Below are 18,543 nucleotides of genomic sequence, written 5' to 3'. Positions count from 1 at the left end.
TCTGAGCCGCAGCGCTCATCCCTGTGACCGCTGCTGGCGAGAATTAAGCGCGCGCTTAAAAGTTCAAGTTCTTGCAATCTCCGCCGTTATTTCCGATGAATACGTGTGGGGGGGAAGTATGGAATTTGAAGAATCTACAGGGGTGCCTGACTGGCTAATTCGGGACGTTCGCGCGCAAGCCGCACGCATGGATGATGGGCAGTTTGTCCGCGACCTCGGGGAGCTTGGCCAAGCCCTGTGCGAAGCCGACGCCGGCAGGCTGAAGACGATCTTGGCCGACAGCAAGACCGCAAGGCGCATCGAGCGCGAGCTGGAAGTGGTCTTGCCGTTCTACCTGCCCTTGCTGGCCGACTCGATCAACCGCCGTGGCGAGGAAACGCACCTGACCTCGGACGAGCTGGCCACGCTGCTGGTGAGCCACGGCACGGAAGGCATCGTGCTGAAGCCGAAGCTGCTGCTTGAATCCGGCCGCTTCGGCTTCGCCTTGATGCAGGCGGCCGCCGCGCTGGCCGAGCTGGACGATACGCTGGCCGGCCTGTGGTACTTGTCCCTCAAGGAACTGCTGCAACGCGAAGCGGCCGCCAGCGCCTGACGAACTACACCCGGCCGATCCGCAGCGCGATAGGCCACGACACCGACCGGCGAGCCCCGGCGTCTCCCCACGCCACGCCGATGTCATCCGCGAAGCTGGTCAGCAAGTCTTGCCGCCCAGCATCAACGGCCGCACGCACGGCCGACCAGGTGGACACATAGCCCAGCAGCTCCGGCAGATTCCAGGTCTGCCTAATAGCCATGCGAGGCGCTGCAAGCTCTGAAAACGGGAAGTCGATGGTGGAGTAGCCGCTGTCCACCAAAGCGCGCTCAGGAGGCCAGAACGGGCCGATGACATCGCGGTAGAAGCGCTGGAAGACCGGGGCGACCTCCGGCTCCAGCTCCAGCACGCCATAGGTGGCCAGCGCGACCACCGCACTAGGCGCAGCAATGCGCCGCACCTCACCGAAGAACGCCGGCAGATCGAACCAGTGGGCGGCCTGGGCAGCAGTTACCAGGCTGACGGTGCCGGCATCGAGCGGCAGCTTCTCGGCCGGCGCGCGCTCATAGCGGACGCGCGGATGCTGGATGGCATTGGCAAGCTGATCGGCACTCGGATCAAGGCCGACGACTTGGCTGAAATGGCTGGCGAGCTGGGCCGTGAGCTGGCCGGTGCCGCAGCCCACGTCCACGGCCAGGTTCTTGTCAGGGGCGACCAAAGCCAGGAAGGTGGCCAGCTCAGCAGGATAGGACGGGCGGAACTTCGCATAGGCGCTGCCGCCCTGCGCGAACCAGTTTCTCGATGGACGCTCAGCGCTGATCGGCATCTACGGCTTTCTGTTGGCCAACCTGTGCGCCATCGGCCAAGCCGATCTTCAGCGTCACGTCGCGGTAGGTAGCGGTCGGGCCGGTAGTGCGTGCCTGGGCGCGATCAAAGCTGATGGTGGCACGCCAGGCGGCGGCCCCATCGACCGAGCACTCATAGCGGCCCAGCCACTTGTTCTTGAGGGCGTATTCCAGCGCATCACCGACAAGCGGCTCTGGTTGCCGCAACATGGCCACCACGATCTGGCGGAAGACCTCGACATCGGAGAGGCCGCGCTGTGGAGGCTCGCCCTTCTCGATGAGCGGCAAGCCAACGTACTGCCAGCTTCCGGCCTGGCTGGTGCAAAGCTGCTCCAGCTCGCCGGTCTTCTTCCCGAGAGCATCCATCTGTGAGCGGTGGATGAAGAACGGCGACGAATAGGTGGACACGCGCAGCGCGACGGTGGACAGCACGGCAGAGCGGCCGAGCTGGAATTCAGGCACCTTCCAGGTGTCGCGCACGAACTCGGTGAGCTGCATGGTCTGCGGGGACAGGGGCGCGGCCGTTGCCGCAGCCGTGGCCATGAATAGCGCAGCACCGGCTGCGTAGCGGATCACCTTCATCGACTTATTCTCCCAATCTCGAAATGCCCTCCATGATGCACAGGGCGCGAACTTGACGGCAAGTTGCCGTCAGAGCAGCGCCGGCCGCTTCGTCTCCAAGGCCCGCAGGCGCATAGGCAGAGTCGGGTAGGCCATGATGATAGTCAGCCACCGATGCCAAGCCGCGCTTGGGTAGAGGATGGCCAGCTCGCGCAAGCCCGTGCTCATCGAGGCCGGGCCAGCGAGCAGCGCCCCGCCGGCATCCGCGCGGTATTCCATGTAGCGCCTCAACCCGAGGAACAGCAGGAAGCCCACTACAAAGAAGGTGCGACTGTCTGAGGCGTAGGAGCCCAGGGCAAAGATGCAGGCATAGACGAAGCCCACCAGGATGTGCCGCTCGCGGGCGTGAGTGTTTTCGTGGCCAAGGATGCCGATCAGGCCCTCATCGCTCATGCGATCAAAAAGGCCCGTGGTGATGTAGATGCGCGACTGCGATGGCCACAAGCCCACGGTGTTCGCTTCCTTGTCCGGGTGCTCGTACAGGAAGACCGGGCAAGAGCTGCCGTAGCGCTGGAGCAGGCTGGCCAGTCGCGTCTGCCTGGCGGGATCGGTGCAAGGCTGGGGAGCCAGGTAGCGAGCGACCAGGGGCATCCCGGCATAGAAGCCGAACAGGAAAACCAGGCTTCCAACGGTCTGGAGCAGATTCGCATGACCTTGATCCGGGGCCAGCTTCGCGGCCGCCCAAAGGACGCCGCCGCCCACCTCCATGACGAACAGGAAGAAAACGAGCCTGCGAAACCAGGTTGTTGGAATCACGACGGTTATCCTTAATCCAAGATTCTTTTCATTACCTCTCGATTCCATCAAAGCAGTTGTTGACGGTCGAAACAACCGCTTCGAGTATTTTCCGTTTCTGCTTTACGATAGGGTCTTGCAAATTTTCACCGCCAGTGCATAGCTCTGCTTGCATCAGCATCTGGTCATCACGAACGTTGATTAAAACGATCCTCCCAAGCTCTCCAAGGGTATCGTGATCCAGAACGAGACAATGGCCCCGGTGATCGTAGCCTCTTGAGGCGACCACACCCGCAGGTAAATCATCAGCGCGCAACTGTTTCAAGCCTGGCCTTATTGATTTGCCCTCGGCGAGCCATTGCAGTTCTGCTGCAAGGTGCTTTTCCTGCGCAAGCGCCTCAAGCCCCTTTCTTATCTTCTTTGGACTCTGCGGGAACTGTTTAAGAGGCTGGCTAACGTGCTTTCCTTGGTTCAGCGCCTGGGTCGTTCTGTCCATCACTTCCGCCAGCAGGTCAGCGATGCGTTTTGCGTCTTGGAATAAATGCTGCTTTTCCTTCTCGGCGAAGTGCCTGCCTAAGCCTCTGCTCAACATGACCTCAAACTGCCCGTCCTCAAGGATGTTGCCATCCATGATGGTATTGCCGACACTCAAATGTCTGTATCGCAACAGCGTTTCGCAACAAGCATGAACAAGCGGTTTGATTTTCTCGTCAATATCTCGGTACATGTCCTCGGCAATCGACTCATTCAAAACAAAGTTGATGCCGTCGCCATGTAGCACAAACCGAAACAGGAAGATCGAGACGGAATTTCCAGCCAAGTTTTTCATGTTCATGGTTGCCTCAAATTCTGCAAATGAAAGCGGGCTATCTTTCCAGCCAGTTCTCTACGCTGAGGCCACGGATGCGGCCGAATTCGCGCGTGTTGTCCGTCACTAGCGTGAGGCTGAGCGCATAGGCGTGTGCGGCGATCAGCAGATCGTTCATGCCGATAGGCTGGCCAGCCGCTTCTAGCTCAGCGCGGATGCCTGCATATTCGGCGTCAGCCGGAATATCCAGCGGCAGCACCGGGATCGTTTCAAGAATGCCCTCCACCCTGGCCAGCAGCTTGGGCGAGCCCTTCTTTGCGCAGCCATAGCGCAGCTCGGCTGCGACGATGATGCTGGTGAAAATTTCCTTCGGCCCGACCTGCTCGATGCGACGTGCAGCAGGCCCGTCCGGGCTGCGGATCATGTCGCTGATGATGTTCGTGTCCAGCAGATATCCGCTCAAAATATGTCCTCCGGCCGGGCGGGCATGTCCTCAATGAGCGGGAACTGATCTTCCGGCGCGAGCGGCGCTTCCTTCCTCCACTCGGCCAGTAGTTCGACGATGTTCGTTGGCCGGGTTACTGGCTCGATGATGAGTTTGCTGCCTTCGCGGTGGATCAGCACACGATCCCCCGGCAACTCGAACTCCACGGGAATCCGCACCGCCTGACTGCGGTTGTTCCGAAATAGCTTGGCCTCTTTTGGCCTTGATGGGGTTGCTAGGGTAGGCATGGCATAGTCCTCCTATGTATATGCCACATTGTATATGCCCGTCTGCGCCGTGTCAAACCGGCCCAGCGTGCCATCCCACTCCCCCCCGCCCCTCGCCCTGCGAGGGGAGCGAGTCGCCCTCTGTCGTCAGAGATGCAGGGTGCGGCCTTTGGCCTGAACCCCCTGCACCTCAGACGGTGAGCGTCTTTCGCTTCGATCCCCATCAAGGGCCGCTGCGCTGCCATCCTCGCCCGTTCGGTGCTCGCCTGCGGCTGCGCTCCGCGTGCGGCCTCCGGTGGCTCCCTTGACAGGGCTCTACGCTGGAAGGCCATGTTGCTCTTGAGGCACAAAAAAGATTGCGCGGATGATGCAAAAAGGTTGCAAAAGGGTTGACCGTCACCCCTTTTTGCCATAGAATTACAAACATCAGCAGTTCAGTGGGGCGCTGATTCTGTCCTCCCGACACGGTGAGCAGACCGTAGGACAAGACCAAGGCTTTCGCGCGCGAAAGTCCACCCGCAAGACCCTCATCACCCTTTGACTTTGGAGCCATGACCATGAACCCGAACCTCTTTCACCGCCTGTACCAACGCCTGAGCGACCTGGTGCCCGACTTGGCCAACGTGACCCTGGGCAGCACCTTCTTCGCTCCCCCGCGCATCGCCGGGGATATGTCCATCTATTGCAGCGTGTCGAGCGTGCAGGACGGCGTGATCGAGCTGGAAATGGCTCACGACCAGGTGGTGAAGGGTGAGGAACAGCCCGCGCCCTGGATGGTGTTTCGCGTCGATGTGGTGAAACAGCAAGCGGAGCTGCTGGCAGTGCAGGACGAGTGGCGCTACGAGGTGGTCTATTCCGAGGACAACCGCGCCAACCCGCGCCGCATCCCGATGAACCTGTTTGCCGTCAACTGGCTGACCATCATGCTCAACCTGCATTCGGTCTTCCAGCCCGTGGTCGCCCCGGCTCTGACCCTGGCCTGAACCCGCATCCAAGGAACGATCCCATGAAAACCATTGCTATTGCGAATCAAAAGGGCGGTGTGGGCAAGACCACGCTGGCACGCAATCTGGCCTTCTACGGCATCGAGCAGGGCCATCGTGTGCTGTGCGTTGACCTCGATCCGCAAAAGAACTTCAGCAAGACCCTGCGCGCCTTCCGCGAGCGCAACCTGGGCGATACCGGCGAAGGCGAGGCCTTCCTGATGGCCAGCTCGCTTTTCGACGGTGCTGGCATCGAGCAGCAGCCGATGCCCTGCGGGGAAGGTGCCGCACTGGTGGCCGCCGACCGCGAGCTGGTGGACGTGGCCACGCGGCCGCTGGAAGACATGCACGCCCCGCGCGCGGCGCTGGCCAGCCTGTCGGCCGACTTCGACCTGTGCGTGATCGACACCGCGCCGACCCTGGGCCAGCCGCTCTATGCCGCGCTGATCGCCGCTGACTTCGTGGTGTGCCCCTGCACGATGGATCAAGACGCCATCGACGGCCTGGGCGATCTGTTCGAGGACATCGCCCGCGTGCAGCAACTCGAATGGAATAGCGACCTGGTGACGCTGGGCCTGCTGGCCAACCGGGTCAACACCCGCCGCGCCTTCGACCGCAACGCGCTGGATCAACTGCGCGACGAGCTGGGCGACGTGGTGTTTGACGGCGTGCTGTACGACCGGGCCGCCACCCAATACGCCAAGGATCGCCCCGTGTGGCGTGTCCAGAGTGGCGAAAGCCAAATTCTTGCCGCGAAGGAAATGAAGGCTGTGTGCAGCCAGATTTTCGACAAGGCCACGATCTGAGAGGACAAGACATGACCGCAACCGCAACCGCAACCAAAAAGCCCGGCCTGAACCTGGGCAAGCTGTCCGCCGTGGCGCAGATTGCCGTGCAGCCGAAACCGACGCAGCCAGCGGACGCCGAAATCGAGCTGTCCCGCATCTTCAGCGTCAAGCAGGTTCGCACGAAGTTCGGGAACCTGGAGGAACTGGCCGAGAGCTTCAAGCTGAACGGCATCATCGAGCCGCTGGTTGTCCATGAGGAAGCTGACGGCCGGTACCGGATCATCGTGGGTGAGCGCCGTTTCCGCGCAGCGCCCTTGGCAGGGCTGAGCAAGGCCCCTGTGGTCATCAAGCGCGGCATGTCCGAGCTGGAAATTCGCCGGATGCAGGTGTCGGAGAACAACGACCGCGAAGACCTGTCGGCCTACGACCAGGCGATGGGCGTGATCGAGGACGTGGAACGCTATGGCATCGAGGAAGCGAGCCGCATTTGGAACAAGACGGACAAGAAGAACCCCGGCAAGGAGAAGCAGAGCGAGGGCTGGATCAGCAAGCGCATGGCTGTCACTCGCTACGCTGAGCCCGTCCTGGGCCTGCTGAAAGACGGCTTGTGCGAGGACTTCGAGGTACTGCACAGCCTCAATCAGCTCCATGCCGAGAGCGAAGAAGAATTCAGCCACATGCTGCGCCGACTCCACGAAGGCCTGCCGCTGTCGCGGGACGAGGCCCGCAACAAGGTGTCGGCCGTCAAGCAGTTCAAGCGCGAGCAGGCGGAATTCCAGAAGCGCCGCGAGGAAGTGCAGCAGGCCAAGCAGCAGGAGGCCAAGCAGGCGAAGACCAAGCCGGCCGCGCCGGCAGCGACCGAGCAGGATGCCGACGACGCCGACCGGGCGGCCGCGCCGCAGGCCTCGACGGGCAAGGCGAAGACCAAGGGCGAGGAACCCATCAAGCCAGGGCAGACCTTCCTGCCGACGCTAAGCCCCAGCCCGGAGGAAGTCGCGGCCGCCGAACGGGCGCAGACCGAGAAGGCGCTGGCCAACCTGCGCAAAGACGTGTTCGAGTGGGGTGAAACCAACCTGGCGCACTTCAACAGCATGAAGGCGAAGATGGCCGAGCTGGATTGCGACATGAATCAGACCGAATGGGTGCAGTGGAGCGGCTTTCTGTCGATGGTGCTCCCCATGATGGTGGCCCTGGGCGAGAACAAGTCCCTGGCGTACCTGAAGAAGCTCCAGGACGAATTCAAGACGAAGACGCCGCTGCTGATGTGGCGCGAGCAACATCCGCTGGCACCGGAAGCCGACCCCGAGCACGACGACGGCCCGCGCATCGAGATTCCCCCGATGCCGGAAGGGTGGCGATTCTGAGCAGCGACGGCCGCAAGGCCGTCTCCCAAGAAAGAACAAGGATCATGAAGACATTGCAAAGCGTGGTCGGATTCCTGGTGCTGACCGCCGCTGTGTTCGCCGCGCCTGCTGTCATCGGCAGCGTGCTCGCCGGGGCCGCTGGGCTCCTGATGATGGCCTCTGCCGGCGTGGGGCACCCTGCCCCGCCGCCCTCCCCTCGCTTCGTGCAGATCGTGCAGGCAGCGCCGACGCCGGCAATGCGTGTGTACGAGCTGGAGCACGGTGCCGGCGTGGTGGTGTTCAAGCAGATCGACGGCAAGCTGGTGAGCCGCATGTACCGCGTGGCTGGAGGCATCCATGCGTGAACCGCTGAGCTACCTGGAGCTGCACATGCACGACGACACCTGCCAGGTGCGCGCGTACATGCTGGGCGAAGGCGACGAGCCGTTGCGCTTTCACGCCGGCTTCTCGCAGCGTGACATTGACGCCGGCTGGAAGCAGGTGATGGCCACGGATGCCCGAGGCCTCACGGCGGCCGACATCGAGCAGGAGAAGGCCAAGGTGATCGAGTCCCATCGCCGCTACTGGAAAGAGCTGGCCGAGCGGAATGAGGGCCGAGTGGTCTGCAACGGCATTCACTACACGATGCACGAGCTGGGCAAGGGCATCGGCTTCGGCGGTCAGGCCTTCCTGGTGCGCTGGCTCGATGCCGACAAGTCTCCGACACGGTGCAACCTGTCCTACCAAGGGCGGGTGCCGGCGTGGATGCGGGGCGTGCTGCCCGACAACGCAGCGAGCATCCAGGACAAAGGGCGGCACTGAGCCGACCGACACAAGGAACCAAGGACGAAGATGGACACGAAAACGAAGACCTACATCGGCGTGGCAGTGGTCGCCGCTGGCCTGGCCGGTGCCGTGATCGGCAACACCGTGAGCGCCAAGCCGGCGAAAGACCAGGTGCGCGCCGCACTCTACGAGCAGTGCGTCAACAGCACTGCCTACGCGCCGAAGGCCGACAACAAGGACGACTCGCTGCACTGCAACCGCCGCAGCATCGACCTGCTGGTGGCCGTGATCTACAACGACAGCTACATGCCGCCCATCGACGTGGACAAGTACGAGGCGGTACTGGCCAAGTACAAGCACCACAACTGACCCGAGGACACACGATGAAGACCAAACTGATCGCCGCTGTTTTCCTGGCTTGCTTCGCCAGCTTGGCCAGCGCTCAAGTGACCGACGCCCAAGCCCGCAACGCCCTCCAGGTGCAAGCCAGTGCCAGCAGCGTGCATCCCTTCTGCAAGGCTGACTTCCTGGCCAAGCAGGAGCAGCAACTGAACGGGGCGATTGCCCGTGCCGACTTCGTGACGGCCAGCGCGCAAGGCGAGATTATCTCGGCCAACGTCGCTTCCTGCGGGCTCCAAGCGGGCAACTCCCTGCCGCAGTGGGCCGACCAAGCCGGCCGCCTGCTGGCCACAGCCGTGATTGCCGCGACCCGCGTGCCTGGTGGCATGGCCACCCCGAAGACGACTTTGAGCGGTGAGCGCGCCGAGCTGCTGCTGGGCTATGCCATGCAGAACGGCTCGCCCACGGCGGCCGAAATGCTGCGAATGCTCCAGCAGAGCAACTACAAGACCTTCAACTGAGCTTTCGCGCGCGAAAGTTCACCCGCCCCGGAAAACAACTATGAAACTCAAGCGCCTGTCCCCGGAAGAATTCGATGGCTTGCCCTGGATGGCCAAGACGCGCTTCCATGACCAAACCTGGTCGATCCTGCGTGCCGTCCTGGTGGACGGCCGCACTCAGGCGGACGTTGCCACCGAGTACGGCGTCAGCAAGCAGCGTGTGAATAGCCTGATGGGCGACTTCAAGCGGAACTACATCGCACAGGCGGCCGCCACGGGGAACGCCGTGGTGAGTGTCACCTTGGACATGCCGGAGACTCTGGCGCTTGAGGTGGCCGGTCTGCTGGATGCGCTGAAGGCCTGCACGAACGAGGAGAAGAAGGCCGAGGCGCTGGAGAAGGCCACCAACGCAGTGCGCAAAACCACCAGACTCTTGAAAGGTTGATCCATGAGCAACGAAACAAGCGATACCAACCCGTACAACACACTCGTCTTCGCCAAGCCAGGCAGTGGCATGTCCTACTCGTTCAATCGAGAGGACAGCGGCCATACTTTGGTTGTGGCACCGAGTGGTCGAGGAATGTCGTTCATGTTGGATGAGCTGGAGAGCGAAGCGATCACGGCGGGAGCGAAAGTGGTCATCGTGGACAAGGGGCCGTCATCAAGCTGAACCGGGACGTATAGACGCCACTGCCATCCACGCCACGAGGAAGCGCAAGGGCTCTTGCGCTTTTGTCGTTTATAAACGATAATAGGTTATGTTCACTGTCCGCCACTACGTCACTGAAGACGAGCACGACCCCTTCCAGGAGTGGGTCAAGAAGCTCCGCGATCCGATTGCGAAAGTCCAGGTGCTGAAGCGCGTCAACCGGATCGAGGGCGGCAACTTCGGCGACCACAAGCCCTGCCGTGAAGGGGTGTGGGAGCTGCGGATCGACCAAGGCCCAGGCTACCGCGTCTACTACGCGATGGCCGACGCCGTGGTGCTGCTACTGCTGTGCGGTGGTGACAAAGGCTCCCAGGACGCCGACATCGAGCGCGCGATTGGGTATTGGAAAGACTGGCAACGGAGGTCAGCATGAAGGATCGAAGCCACGACGAAGCAATGGCCGAGCTGTTCAAGGAAGACCCGGCTTTTGCGGCCGAGTACCTGAATCAGCTTCTCCAGGATGGAGAGCCGGCCGATCTACTGGTGGCGCTGCGCCAGATGGCGGAAGCGCACGGTGGCGTGCGTGCCATCGCCAAGGAGACAGAGCTGAACGCCAACCAGCTCTACCGCACGCTTTCACCCCAGGGCAATCCTGAGCTGCGCAGCCTGTCGGCCGTGCTCAAGGCGCTTGGATTGCGCCTGGCTGTCCAGGTCGCTCCGCAGCAGCATCATGTCGCTGCGGCTTGAGATAGGCCCACAAAGAGAAACGCCCGGCGAGCAGGCCGGGCGGTTCATAGACCATCATCAACCCATCTTGACCCAAGGCCGCGAGCCAAAAACCAAAACGGAGTGAGATATGGAGAAGTCTAGCACGTCAGGTAGTTTGGCACCAGTAGCGCAGCCTCAAAACCCGCCCGAACTGACCGATCTTTTCGGTGAGCTTCAGATCATCAGCAGCAGTGAGCCGCATCAGAGCGATGCGGCCGACGCCCCGTCGCAAGGTGATCTGTTCGAAGTGGTTGTCCTGGTGCATGACTGGCCGGTGAAAGACGACGTGTCCTCGATGGAGTACCCCATCTTCTCGCTCAGCAAGAACAAGGACACCCGCATCCGCACCTACTCCCGAGGTGGCAAGACCCTGAAGGTGATCCCGTCCGCGCTGGGCGCGGCCACGGTCTTCGACAAGGACATCCTGCTGTACTGCCTGAGCCAGATCGTCAAAGCGCACGACGCCGGCATGATGGTCGGCCGCCGCCTCAAGATCGCCGTGCATCCTTTCCTGGTCGGCACCAGGCGCAGCACCGGGGGCGCAGCATACGTGCGCGTACTGGACATGTGCCGCCGCCTCAAAGGCACGACGATTGAAACCAACGTCAAGACGAACGAGCGCGAGCAGGTCGAGGGCTTCGGCCTCATCGAAGACTACAAGGTGACGCAGTACACCAAGAACGGCAAGGGCGCGCTGGAGCTGGAGCTGACGATTGCCGACTGGCTCTACCGGGCCGCCATCGCCTCCGACATCCTCACCCTGCACCCCAACTACTTCTCGCTTGGCCAGGCGCTGGAGCGCCGGCTGTACGAGCTGGGCCGCAAGCACTGCGGACAACAACCTTGGTTCACCATCGGCCTGCCCTTGCTGCAAGAGAAGGCCGGCAGCACGCAGAGCGCGAGCCACTTCCGCACCGAGCTGAAGGACATCATCAAGAACGACCGCCTGCCCGACTACCGGCTGGCCCTGGACGAGTCGAGCAAGCCCAACCAGCTCGTCTACATGACACGCGACAACAAGCGCCTCGTGACGGAGGCCAACCGCGTGGGCAAGCTCTCCTGGGTGTCCGGGATGCTTCAGCAGTCGATGGACATGTCCAAGGCCAAAGCCAAGCCCAAAACCGTGGCCTAATGACTCGTCTATCGCCGTCACTCGTCTATCGCCGTCGAAAAGGACTTCGAGGCAAAAACGCCCGACTCGTCTATCGCCGTCGATTTTCTCGTCTATCGCCGTACCGCTTTTTCGCCCATAAGCCCTGCCAGACAGGGCTTTTCGCCGAATTGGGGCAACAATGCAGCCGCTTTGCCGTCAGTCTGACGGCTCCAAAGCACTCGTCTATCGCCGTAACTTTGGCCACTTATCCACAGAAATTCGAGCGTCATCGTCTATCACCGTCAGTTTTCTCGTCTATCGCCGTAGTTCTGACTCGTCTATCGCCGTGCCCCCAACTCGTCTATCGCCGATGCGCCGCGCGGAAAAATCCTTATAAATCAACGCATTACTGCGCGATTTTTGCGGCTTAACACGCGCGCGCGTCTTAACACTTTTCTTTTTAACGTTTTTAACGCCGCCGAAGGGGGAGACCCCCTTCTCGAACCCACCCGAGGCCTTCGGCCTCTCCCATCCCCCCAGGGGTGCTGCGCCCCTCGGCCTACGGCCTCACCCAGCATTCGTGCGCGCCTGCGGCGCGAGAGCGATTACAAGCCCGGCTGCGCCGGGCGGTGGTGCGCAACCGCCGTAGCAGCAGCCGTCTAAGCGGCTCAGGACGGCCGCAAGCGTCCATCCTGACCTGGCCCGCAAGCGGGCCACCCTACGGGCGCTAAGACCCGGATAAATCACGCTGGCCACGTCTACGCCGTGGCCACCGCTCAACCGGGCGCGTGTGCGCGCGGCTGCACAACCGCTGGTGAGTCGCCAAGGTCTGAAAACCTGTCTTCAAGGAATAGAGGGGCGAAGCCTGGTCGATGGGCGGAATGGCCTAAAAGGGCTTTCCTGGTGCGATATGCCGGCCTAGGCGGCGTTTTCTGGCTGTCGGGTAGCCCCAGGCCCCGGCGATGGCGAGAAAACGGCTTGTAGGCCGTTCTGGAGGGTCGATTTTTCGGCTGACCAGCTCTGCCGGTGATGCGGCCGCCGATGACGGCCGACTTGGCCAGCAGCCGCTGGCCAGCGGCGACAGACAAACAACCGGCCGGCAGCTCGACCAGCGCTGAGCCCAGGCCGGCAAGACGGTGGCGATAGACGACTCGCACCCTGGCGCACCCAGGAAAAAGGCCCCGATCCACCAGGATCGAGGCCAAAGACTGCGGGTGTCAGGGAGGAATACACCGCTACAGGCGGCAGTCTGACGGCAATTATGCACACGCGCCGGGCTCGACCATGCGGAAAAGCCCGGCAATCGTCACCTCGCAGCCGCCGCGCCACACCGCATCGTCTATCGCCGCACCGGCCAGCGACTTCGTGGCCGTTCGCGCGCGTGCGCGTGAGAGCCGCAGAGCTGGCCAGCCCGCGTCGTCCATCACCGTCATCGTGGCCGTGGCCACGCACCGGGCCGGGCGCTGGCCAGGCACGTCGCCGACCTCGCCGCATGCAGCCGGCCGGTGCGGCTGATCCGCAACAATCCGGCTTTTATTTGTTTGTTAGTTTGTTTGTTTCTTTGTTTGTTGCTATACTTGATGCATCGACCGTGAAAGGAGGTGCCCCATGTCCTTGAGCTTCCAGCAACTGAACGCCGCCCGCGCACGCGCGGCCGCCATCCGCCCGGTGCGCGGTGAATTGGGTCGCCAGGGCTTGCTGGCCCTGTATCCGAAGCTGCGCCTGACGACCGCCGAGGCCTACCACGAGGCTTTGAGCGATCAGGCCGACAATGAGGCGGGGCAGCAGATCGACGCCGGCCGCGAGCCCTACCTGGTGAGCGACGAGGCCCTGCTGATGAACCTGGAGCCGTTCATCCCGGTGTTCGACGTGCTGGCCGAGCGGCAGCGTGTCGGCACCGGCCGTCGCTTCGGGCATGCCGACTTCATCGCCCTCGACCTTCCTGCCGGGCCGTGCCTGGTGCCTGCCGACGCCCTCTTGGCGTGGCGCTGACCAAAGAAAGGACGCGCCATGCGCCCCGCTGAATTCACCACTGAGCAAATCATCCAAGCTGGCCAAGCGCTGCAAGACGCTGGCCGCAACGTCACCGGCTTCGCCCTGCGGCAGAAGGTCGGCGGGGGCAATCCTTCGCGCTTGAAACAGGTGTGGGATGAGCACCTGGCCAGCAAGTCCGTGACGCAAGACGAGCCGGTAGCTGAGCTGCCCGTGGAGGTGGCCGAGGAAGTGAAGGCCGTCACTGCTGCGCTGACCGAGCGCATCACCCAGCTTGCGGCAGAGCTGAACGACAAGGCGGTGAAGGCCGCTGAGCGCCGCGTGGCCGAGGTGTTACGCGCTGCCGGCGAGCAGCGTGAGCAGGCCGAGCGTGAACTGGCTGACGCTGCCACGACCGTCGATGACCTGGAGGCCACGCTGGACACCACGAAGGCAGAGGTCGAAACATTGGCTGGCAAGCTCGCCGAGTCCCAGGCGAACGGCCAAGCGCAAGCGGTGGAACTGGCTCAGCTCCGCGAGCGCTTGAGCGCCGCAGAGGCGGCGACGAAGGCCGCTGCCGAGAAGCATCAGGCAGAACTCGTCAAGCTCCGCGCCGAACTGGACAACGCCGAGCAAGCCCGCAGCCAGGCCGTGGCAGAGCTGGGCACCACGAAGATCGAGCTGGCCCGCGTGCAACAACATGCGGCTGATCTGGAGTTGGCGACAAAGACGACCGCCGAGAAGCATGAAGCCGACACTGCCGCGCTGCGGGGTGAGCTGGAGGCCGCCGAGAAGGCCCACCACGCGGTCGATGCAGAGCTGTCCGCTGTGAAGATCGAGCTGGCACGAGCCCAACAGAACGCAAGCGGTCTGGAGGCCTCGCTGAAGGAACAAAAGCAGCGATCCATCGAAGTGATCGGGAAGCTGGAAGACGGCAAGCAACGTCTGGAGCGCGAGCTTGACGAGGCTCGCCGCGAAGCCAAGGAAGCCAGCAACGCGCTGGCCAGGGCTTCAGGAGAGGCGGATACGCTGCGCTCGCAGGTCGCCAGCCAAGAGGCGACGATCCGGGGCTTCAACAAGAAGCCAGACAGCGGAAAGTGAGGGGCCTCATGGGTGCCGAGCTGATCCCTGGCGTCACCGCTGGCCATGCCCTTCTGTTCGTGGCCATCGGCTTGGTCTTTCGCTTCCTGCGCCGCGTGCCCATGATCTACGTGGTGGCGCGATTGCCGGGCACTTTCGCCCATGAGCTGCTGCACTACCTGGTCGGCTGGCTGCTGGGTGCCAAGCCGGTGTCCCTGTCGATCCGCCCATACCGCACGGTGGCGGGCCGCCTGATCTACGGCCGCGTGGAGTTCGCGCGCCTGCGCTGGTGGAACGAGGTGCCCGTAGGGCTCGCCCCGCTGCTGTTGATCCCGCTGGCCGCCTGGCTGTTCCTGCTGTCCTGCCTCGCCCCGCCGAGCGCCTTGATTAGCCCGCTGCTGATGATCCTGGCTTGGCAGTGCCTGCTGTCCTGTATGCCCAGCCTGCGAGACTGGTTTCACATCGTCAGCGGCAGCGTGGTGATCGCCATCGTCACCGTCCTGTTTCTGATCGTCCTGGAGCTGATGGGCGTCCCTCACGTCTGACCCAAAGAAGGGAGCGCGCATGAAGTACAAGAACCGCGCCGCTGCGCCGGCACACCTGCTGACGAAGACCGAGCTGAAGCAGCAGCGGCTGAAGCTGGCCACGCATCAACGTGCAGCCGGCTACTACTGGCAGGGCCACGCCTACGTGACGCTCTACGAGCCCGCCGAGGCCGTTCCGATGCGGCCGCGCAGGGAGGCCACGCCGGAGCAACTGGCCGCGCTTGCGGCTGGCCGTGCGCTGGTCGGCACGTCGCCGTGCGCCGAATGCGGCACCCGCATTGACAGTCAGCTTCTGGATCGCGCCGGCCTGTGCGGCGACTGCGCGAGGCAAGCCGAGCGCGAGGAATGGGAGCACGAAAGGCGCGCGGTTTGTGGCTGCGCCGCTGCTTGGCTCCAGAACGCGCCGCTGTTCCTGGACACGGAAACGACAGGCTTGGACGCCAGCGCCGAAATCATCGAGATCGCCATCCTGGACGCCGCTGGTGCCGTCCTTCTGGATACGCTGGTCAAGCCGCTGGGGCCAATCCAGGCCGAGGCAACGGCCGTCAACGGCATTACCGAGCAGGATGTGATGCACGCGCCTACCTGGCGCGACGTTGGCCAACAGGTCGCCAGCATCGTGGCTGATCGCCTGGTCATCGCGCACAACGCCGACTTCGACAACCGGATGATGCGGCAGACCTGCACGCTGCACGGCCTTGATGTGCCCACCTTCCGGGCCGACTGCACGATGGCCCTTCTGACTGACCTCAACGATGGACGCTGGCCGAACCTGCGAACCGCTGCAAGCCTGGCAGGGGCCAGCTTGCCCACCGGGCCACGCCATCGGGCGCGAGCCGATGCTGAGCTGTGCCGGCAGATCGTCATGGCACTCGCAGCCGGGGCCTAACTTTCGCGCGCGAAAGTCCCCAGAGTCCCCCGCCGCGACCCCTATAAAGGGTTGACTGTCCACCTTAAAAGGGTTGACGGTCAACCCATTTAAGGGTACAATTTCCCCATTGATCGACGTGATGAAAGGGGAAAGAAATGGACATCAACTGCCCGAACTGCGGTGAGCCCTGGGAGGCCTACCACATGCGCCATGACGAGCCGCACGAGTGGGGTCTGTCGGCGCTGGAGCTGAAGGACATCCTGGAAACCGGCCGCTTCAGTGGCCCCACCGACCGCATCCGCGAAGCTGCCCGCGCGGCCGGCTGGGAGTTCGCCACGGACTCGGTGCTGTCGTTCACCCGCTGCCCGTGCTGCGTGAAGGCCACGCCGCTGCGCGACGCCCTGGCCCGCAAGGAACGCACCACGGTGCTGGCCGAGCTGCTGGACGGGGACGAGGACGCCCTGGCGAGCTATCTGGCGGAGTGATCGAGCACATGGCCGCCAACATGACGGCCATCGACCTCTTTGCAGGGGCCGGTGGCTCTTCCGAAGGTGCCCGCATGGCCGGGGTGATGGTCGCATGGGCGGCCAACCACTGGCCGCTCGCCGTGCAGTACCACGAGGCAAACCACCCGACCACCTGGCACCAGTGCCAAGACCTCCAGCAAGCCGACTGGCGCGTGGTGCCGCCGCACGACATCGTGCTGGCGTCCCCCGCCTGCCAGGGCCACAGCCCGGCACGAGGCAAGGAACGGCCGCACCACGACGCGCTGCGCAGCACGGCCTGGGCCGTGGTGGCTTGCGCCGAATACCACCGCAGCCCGATCCTGCTGGTGGAGAACGTCCCGGCCTTTGAAAAGTGGGTGCTGTTCCCCGCATGGAAGGACGCGCTGCGCCGCCTGGGCTATTCCGTCTCCCCGCACCTGGTCGATGCCGCCGATCATGGCGTGCCGCAGAACCGCGAACGCCTGTTCATCGTCTGCACCCGCTCGCGCCGGCCGCTGAAGCTGCGCTTGCCGCGTCGGCCGCATGTCCCCATCGCGGACGTGCTCGAATGGGACGCGCACCCCTGGACGCCGATCAATACCGCCAGGCGCAGTCCCAACACGATCCGCCGCATCGAGGCCGGCCGCGCGGCCTTCGGCCATCGCTTCCTCGCGCCGTACTACTCCAGCGGGAGCGGCCGCACCGGGCGCAGCATCGAGCGCCCGATAGGCACCATCCCGACGCGCGACCGCTGGGCCGTCATCCAGGGCGACCAGATGCGGATGCTGGCTGTCCCCGAGGCCAAGGCCGCGATGGGCTTCCAACGCGGCTACATCCTGCCCGACAACCACGCCGAAGCCATGCACCTGCTGGGCAATGCCGTCTGCCCCGTGGTGGCCGCGGATTTCCTTGATGCTTTGCTGGCCGCCGCATGACGCCGCCCGTGGACGCCCTCATGCGGCACCGGCCTGCGGCCGGCAGCAAGGCAGCCCACACTTCGGGCGTGCTGCAAGACTGGCAGCGCTGCGCGCTGGTGGACGCGCTCGCCGGTCGCCTCATCGTCCTGTGCTTCGGCTCCGGCGTGGACTCGACGGCCATGATCGTCGCGCTGCGCGCGGCCGGCCTGCGGCCGCACGTCATCACGTTCGCCGACACGGGCGGCGAAAAACCCGAGACGCTGCGACACGTCACGCGCATGAATGAGGTGCTGCGCACCTGGGGATGGCCCGAGGTGTCGGTGTGCCGCAAGGTGCCGATGGCCTCGACGGGCTACACTACACCGACCTCTACGGCAACTGCCTCAAGAACGAGACCCTGCCGAGCCTGGCCTTTGGCCTGAAAAGCTGCTCGATCAAGTGGAAGCAAGACCCTCAAGACCAGTTCATCAAGGGGGCCAAGCGCGGCCCCAACAAGCGCGATCCGCATCCGGTCTGGCTGGACGCCCAAGCCACTGGCCAGCGCATCGTGAAGCTGATCGGCTATGACTGCGGCAAGGCAGATTTGCGCCGCTCCCAGGCCCTGAAGCCGTCTGATGCGGATTTCGACTACCTCTATCCGCTCCAGATCATCGGCTGGACTCGCCGCGACTGCGTGAGCGCGATTGCCACCGAGCTGGGCGCGCACATGGTGCCGATCAAGTCGGCGTGCTTCTTCTGCCCAGCCTCGAAGCCGTGGGAGCTGTTCTGGCTGGCCGCCGAGCATCCGAGACTGCTGGAAAAGGCGCTGCACCTGGAGCGTGTCGCGCTGACCGGGCGGCATAGCCGCTTCGATGAAGTGGAGTTCGGCGCAAGCTGGGAAGACCTGGTGCGCAACGCTGACAGTTTCCCGAGCAGCAACACGACCGTGGGCCTGGGCCGTTCGTTCGCCTGGAACCAGTGGGCACGGGTGAACAACGTGGTGGACGCGCAATTCCGGGTGCGCCGTGGCCAGCGCGAGGCTTTCCTGGCCATGTCGGACGCGCTGCGGGGTGCTGACAACGCGCTGGACGCTCGCAGCGGTGATGGGCTGAGCCCGGTGCAGGTGATCCGCTGGGTGAGCGCCAAGCCGCAGGAGCTGGAGCCGGCGTAGCCGATCCTGGGCGTGCCCCCTTC

The 18,543-nt window shown here is 63.6% G+C and carries 28 protein-coding genes; 22 read left to right on the top strand and 6 right to left on the bottom strand.

Annotated features, from left to right (window positions below):
* The first annotated feature begins 118 nt into the window (after window positions 1–118).
* Window positions 119–592 carry a hypothetical protein gene (locus tag AAHM38_RS24385; protein WP_137959874.1) on the top strand — a complete coding sequence of 158 codons (474 nt, stop codon included), beginning with the start codon at window positions 119–121 and terminating at the stop codon, window positions 590–592.
* Window positions 593–596: 4 nt separating this feature from the next.
* Here the strand turns inward: AAHM38_RS24385 and AAHM38_RS24380 are convergent, their stop codons facing one another.
* The 6 genes from AAHM38_RS24380 to AAHM38_RS24355 all read right to left on the bottom strand — a co-directional run bounded on the left by AAHM38_RS24380 (window position 597) and on the right by AAHM38_RS24355 (window position 4,273).
* Window positions 597–1,358, bottom strand: coding sequence for a class I SAM-dependent methyltransferase (locus tag AAHM38_RS24380; RefSeq protein WP_042339268.1), 762 nt, complete (start codon window positions 1,356–1,358; stop codon window positions 597–599).
* A complete protein-coding gene (locus tag AAHM38_RS24375) occupies window positions 1,342–1,959 on the bottom strand; it encodes a hypothetical protein (protein ID WP_028229004.1) in 618 nt (205 codons plus the stop codon). Before AAHM38_RS24375 ends, AAHM38_RS24380 begins: the two co-directional genes overlap by 17 nt.
* A 69-nt stretch (window positions 1,960–2,028) precedes the next feature.
* Complete coding sequence (locus AAHM38_RS24370; RefSeq protein WP_028229003.1) at window positions 2,029–2,754, bottom strand: M48 family metallopeptidase; 726 nt, start codon at window positions 2,752–2,754, stop codon at window positions 2,029–2,031.
* A gap of 31 nt (window positions 2,755–2,785) precedes the next feature.
* Window positions 2,786–3,568 (bottom strand): hypothetical protein, encoded by a 783-nt coding sequence (locus AAHM38_RS24365; protein ID WP_063834454.1) that lies wholly within the window; start codon window positions 3,566–3,568, stop codon window positions 2,786–2,788.
* Between the two features lie 31 nt (window positions 3,569–3,599).
* Window positions 3,600–4,004 carry a type II toxin-antitoxin system VapC family toxin gene (locus tag AAHM38_RS24360; RefSeq protein WP_028229002.1) on the bottom strand — a complete coding sequence of 135 codons (405 nt, stop codon included), beginning with the start codon at window positions 4,002–4,004 and terminating at the stop codon, window positions 3,600–3,602.
* Complete coding sequence (locus AAHM38_RS24355) at window positions 4,001–4,273, bottom strand: AbrB/MazE/SpoVT family DNA-binding domain-containing protein (RefSeq protein ID WP_028229001.1); 273 nt, start codon at window positions 4,271–4,273, stop codon at window positions 4,001–4,003. The genes AAHM38_RS24360 and AAHM38_RS24355 overlap by 4 nt, the downstream gene beginning before the upstream one ends.
* A gap of 536 nt (window positions 4,274–4,809) precedes the next feature.
* Between AAHM38_RS24355 and AAHM38_RS24350 the strand changes: the two genes are divergently transcribed.
* From AAHM38_RS24350 to AAHM38_RS24250, 21 genes are all read left to right on the top strand, one after another.
* Window positions 4,810–5,235 (top strand): hypothetical protein, encoded by a 426-nt coding sequence (locus AAHM38_RS24350; protein ID WP_028229000.1) that lies wholly within the window; start codon window positions 4,810–4,812, stop codon window positions 5,233–5,235.
* A 23-nt stretch (window positions 5,236–5,258) separates the two neighbouring features.
* Complete coding sequence (locus AAHM38_RS24345) at window positions 5,259–6,041, top strand: ParA family protein (protein WP_028228999.1); 783 nt, start codon at window positions 5,259–5,261, stop codon at window positions 6,039–6,041.
* An 11-nt stretch (window positions 6,042–6,052) separates the two neighbouring features.
* Window positions 6,053–7,387, top strand: a complete 1,335-nt coding sequence (locus AAHM38_RS24340; protein ID WP_028228998.1) for a ParB/RepB/Spo0J family partition protein — start codon at window positions 6,053–6,055, stop codon at window positions 7,385–7,387.
* Between the two features lie 44 nt (window positions 7,388–7,431).
* A complete protein-coding gene (locus tag AAHM38_RS24335; RefSeq protein ID WP_052421043.1) occupies window positions 7,432–7,731 on the top strand; it encodes a hypothetical protein in 300 nt (99 codons plus the stop codon).
* Window positions 7,724–8,188, top strand: a complete 465-nt coding sequence (locus tag AAHM38_RS24330; RefSeq protein WP_052421042.1) for a hypothetical protein — start codon at window positions 7,724–7,726, stop codon at window positions 8,186–8,188. The genes AAHM38_RS24335 and AAHM38_RS24330 overlap by 8 nt, the downstream gene beginning before the upstream one ends.
* Before the next feature lie 30 nt (window positions 8,189–8,218).
* The gene (locus tag AAHM38_RS24325) at window positions 8,219–8,521 is read left to right on the top strand and encodes a hypothetical protein (RefSeq protein WP_028228997.1); all 303 of its coding nucleotides are present in this window, start codon (window positions 8,219–8,221) and stop codon (window positions 8,519–8,521) included.
* 14 nt (window positions 8,522–8,535) lie between these two features.
* A complete protein-coding gene (locus AAHM38_RS24320) occupies window positions 8,536–9,012 on the top strand; it encodes a hypothetical protein (RefSeq protein WP_028228996.1) in 477 nt (158 codons plus the stop codon).
* 40 nt (window positions 9,013–9,052) lie between these two features.
* On the top strand, window positions 9,053–9,436 hold the full coding sequence (locus AAHM38_RS24315; RefSeq protein ID WP_028228995.1) for a TrfB-related DNA-binding protein: 384 nt from the start codon (window positions 9,053–9,055) through the stop codon (window positions 9,434–9,436).
* A gap of 3 nt (window positions 9,437–9,439) precedes the next feature.
* Window positions 9,440–9,661 carry a hypothetical protein gene (locus AAHM38_RS24310; RefSeq protein ID WP_042339262.1) on the top strand — a complete coding sequence of 74 codons (222 nt, stop codon included), beginning with the start codon at window positions 9,440–9,442 and terminating at the stop codon, window positions 9,659–9,661.
* 88 nt (window positions 9,662–9,749) lie between these two features.
* On the top strand, window positions 9,750–10,073 hold the full coding sequence (locus AAHM38_RS24305) for a type II toxin-antitoxin system RelE/ParE family toxin (protein ID WP_028228994.1): 324 nt from the start codon (window positions 9,750–9,752) through the stop codon (window positions 10,071–10,073).
* The gene (locus AAHM38_RS24300; RefSeq protein WP_028228993.1) at window positions 10,070–10,387 is read left to right on the top strand and encodes an addiction module antidote protein; all 318 of its coding nucleotides are present in this window, start codon (window positions 10,070–10,072) and stop codon (window positions 10,385–10,387) included. Before AAHM38_RS24305 ends, AAHM38_RS24300 begins: the two co-directional genes overlap by 4 nt.
* Before the next feature lie 109 nt (window positions 10,388–10,496).
* On the top strand, window positions 10,497–11,540 hold the full coding sequence (locus tag AAHM38_RS24295; RefSeq protein ID WP_084170293.1) for a replication initiator protein A: 1,044 nt from the start codon (window positions 10,497–10,499) through the stop codon (window positions 11,538–11,540).
* A 1,245-nt stretch (window positions 11,541–12,785) separates the two neighbouring features.
* Window positions 12,786–13,016, top strand: a complete 231-nt coding sequence (locus tag AAHM38_RS24290) for a hypothetical protein (RefSeq protein WP_182553475.1) — start codon at window positions 12,786–12,788, stop codon at window positions 13,014–13,016.
* A 93-nt stretch (window positions 13,017–13,109) separates the two neighbouring features.
* The gene (locus tag AAHM38_RS24285) at window positions 13,110–13,493 is read left to right on the top strand and encodes a hypothetical protein (protein ID WP_028228992.1); all 384 of its coding nucleotides are present in this window, start codon (window positions 13,110–13,112) and stop codon (window positions 13,491–13,493) included.
* 18 nt (window positions 13,494–13,511) lie between these two features.
* On the top strand, window positions 13,512–14,573 hold the full coding sequence (locus tag AAHM38_RS24280) for a DNA-binding protein (RefSeq protein WP_182553474.1): 1,062 nt from the start codon (window positions 13,512–13,514) through the stop codon (window positions 14,571–14,573).
* A gap of 8 nt (window positions 14,574–14,581) precedes the next feature.
* Complete coding sequence (locus AAHM38_RS24275; protein ID WP_042339246.1) at window positions 14,582–15,097, top strand: hypothetical protein; 516 nt, start codon at window positions 14,582–14,584, stop codon at window positions 15,095–15,097.
* Window positions 15,098–15,116: 19 nt separating this feature from the next.
* Entirely contained in the window at window positions 15,117–15,986 is an 870-nt protein-coding gene (locus AAHM38_RS24270; protein WP_028228988.1) for a 3'-5' exonuclease, read from the top strand.
* A gap of 137 nt (window positions 15,987–16,123) precedes the next feature.
* Window positions 16,124–16,453, top strand: a complete 330-nt coding sequence (locus tag AAHM38_RS24265) for a hypothetical protein (protein WP_028228987.1) — start codon at window positions 16,124–16,126, stop codon at window positions 16,451–16,453.
* An 8-nt stretch (window positions 16,454–16,461) separates the two neighbouring features.
* A complete protein-coding gene (locus AAHM38_RS24260; RefSeq protein ID WP_245621247.1) occupies window positions 16,462–17,388 on the top strand; it encodes a DNA cytosine methyltransferase in 927 nt (308 codons plus the stop codon).
* Window positions 17,385–17,792 carry a hypothetical protein gene (locus tag AAHM38_RS24255; protein WP_169742688.1) on the top strand — a complete coding sequence of 136 codons (408 nt, stop codon included), beginning with the start codon at window positions 17,385–17,387 and terminating at the stop codon, window positions 17,790–17,792. Before AAHM38_RS24260 ends, AAHM38_RS24255 begins: the two co-directional genes overlap by 4 nt.
* Entirely contained in the window at window positions 17,693–18,520 is an 828-nt protein-coding gene (locus AAHM38_RS24250) for a hypothetical protein (protein WP_052421041.1), read from the top strand. The genes AAHM38_RS24255 and AAHM38_RS24250 overlap by 100 nt, the downstream gene beginning before the upstream one ends.
* Window positions 18,521–18,543: the final 23 nt, after the last annotated feature.

The organism is Ralstonia sp. OTU4908 (genome assembly GCF_038440115.1).
Taxonomy (GTDB): domain Bacteria; phylum Pseudomonadota; class Gammaproteobacteria; order Burkholderiales; family Burkholderiaceae; genus Ralstonia; species Ralstonia pickettii.
The sequence above is the reverse complement of the archived record's forward strand: the minus strand, read 5'-3'. Positions and strand labels throughout refer to the sequence as shown.

Excerpts from the sequence above, each read along its gene's own strand:
- AAHM38_RS24385 (WP_137959874.1), top strand. The coding sequence starts at position 119 with ATGGAATTTGAAGAATCTACAGGGGTGCCTGACTGGCTAATTCGGGAC.
- AAHM38_RS24380 (WP_042339268.1), bottom strand. The coding sequence starts at position 1,358 with ATGCCGATCAGCGCTGAGCGTCCATCGAGAAACTGGTTCGCGCAGGGC.
- AAHM38_RS24375 (WP_028229004.1), bottom strand. The coding sequence starts at position 1,959 with ATGAAGGTGATCCGCTACGCAGCCGGTGCTGCGCTATTCATGGCCACG.
- AAHM38_RS24365 (WP_063834454.1), bottom strand. The coding sequence starts at position 3,568 with ATGAACATGAAAAACTTGGCTGGAAATTCCGTCTCGATCTTCCTGTTT.
- AAHM38_RS24355 (WP_028229001.1), bottom strand. The coding sequence starts at position 4,273 with ATGCCTACCCTAGCAACCCCATCAAGGCCAAAAGAGGCCAAGCTATTT.
- AAHM38_RS24350 (WP_028229000.1), top strand. The coding sequence starts at position 4,810 with ATGAACCCGAACCTCTTTCACCGCCTGTACCAACGCCTGAGCGACCTG.
- AAHM38_RS24345 (WP_028228999.1), top strand. The coding sequence starts at position 5,259 with ATGAAAACCATTGCTATTGCGAATCAAAAGGGCGGTGTGGGCAAGACC.
- AAHM38_RS24340 (WP_028228998.1), top strand. The coding sequence starts at position 6,053 with ATGACCGCAACCGCAACCGCAACCAAAAAGCCCGGCCTGAACCTGGGC.
- AAHM38_RS24335 (WP_052421043.1), top strand. The coding sequence starts at position 7,432 with ATGAAGACATTGCAAAGCGTGGTCGGATTCCTGGTGCTGACCGCCGCT.
- AAHM38_RS24330 (WP_052421042.1), top strand. The coding sequence starts at position 7,724 with ATGCGTGAACCGCTGAGCTACCTGGAGCTGCACATGCACGACGACACC.
- AAHM38_RS24325 (WP_028228997.1), top strand. The coding sequence starts at position 8,219 with ATGGACACGAAAACGAAGACCTACATCGGCGTGGCAGTGGTCGCCGCT.
- AAHM38_RS24320 (WP_028228996.1), top strand. The coding sequence starts at position 8,536 with ATGAAGACCAAACTGATCGCCGCTGTTTTCCTGGCTTGCTTCGCCAGC.
- AAHM38_RS24315 (WP_028228995.1), top strand. The coding sequence starts at position 9,053 with ATGAAACTCAAGCGCCTGTCCCCGGAAGAATTCGATGGCTTGCCCTGG.
- AAHM38_RS24310 (WP_042339262.1), top strand. The coding sequence starts at position 9,440 with ATGAGCAACGAAACAAGCGATACCAACCCGTACAACACACTCGTCTTC.
- AAHM38_RS24305 (WP_028228994.1), top strand. The coding sequence starts at position 9,750 with ATGTTCACTGTCCGCCACTACGTCACTGAAGACGAGCACGACCCCTTC.
- AAHM38_RS24300 (WP_028228993.1), top strand. The coding sequence starts at position 10,070 with ATGAAGGATCGAAGCCACGACGAAGCAATGGCCGAGCTGTTCAAGGAA.
- AAHM38_RS24295 (WP_084170293.1), top strand. The coding sequence starts at position 10,497 with ATGGAGAAGTCTAGCACGTCAGGTAGTTTGGCACCAGTAGCGCAGCCT.
- AAHM38_RS24290 (WP_182553475.1), top strand. The coding sequence starts at position 12,786 with ATGCGGAAAAGCCCGGCAATCGTCACCTCGCAGCCGCCGCGCCACACC.
- AAHM38_RS24285 (WP_028228992.1), top strand. The coding sequence starts at position 13,110 with ATGTCCTTGAGCTTCCAGCAACTGAACGCCGCCCGCGCACGCGCGGCC.
- AAHM38_RS24280 (WP_182553474.1), top strand. The coding sequence starts at position 13,512 with ATGCGCCCCGCTGAATTCACCACTGAGCAAATCATCCAAGCTGGCCAA.
- AAHM38_RS24275 (WP_042339246.1), top strand. The coding sequence starts at position 14,582 with ATGGGTGCCGAGCTGATCCCTGGCGTCACCGCTGGCCATGCCCTTCTG.
- AAHM38_RS24270 (WP_028228988.1), top strand. The coding sequence starts at position 15,117 with ATGAAGTACAAGAACCGCGCCGCTGCGCCGGCACACCTGCTGACGAAG.
- AAHM38_RS24265 (WP_028228987.1), top strand. The coding sequence starts at position 16,124 with ATGGACATCAACTGCCCGAACTGCGGTGAGCCCTGGGAGGCCTACCAC.
- AAHM38_RS24260 (WP_245621247.1), top strand. The coding sequence starts at position 16,462 with ATGGCCGCCAACATGACGGCCATCGACCTCTTTGCAGGGGCCGGTGGC.
- AAHM38_RS24255 (WP_169742688.1), top strand. The coding sequence starts at position 17,385 with ATGACGCCGCCCGTGGACGCCCTCATGCGGCACCGGCCTGCGGCCGGC.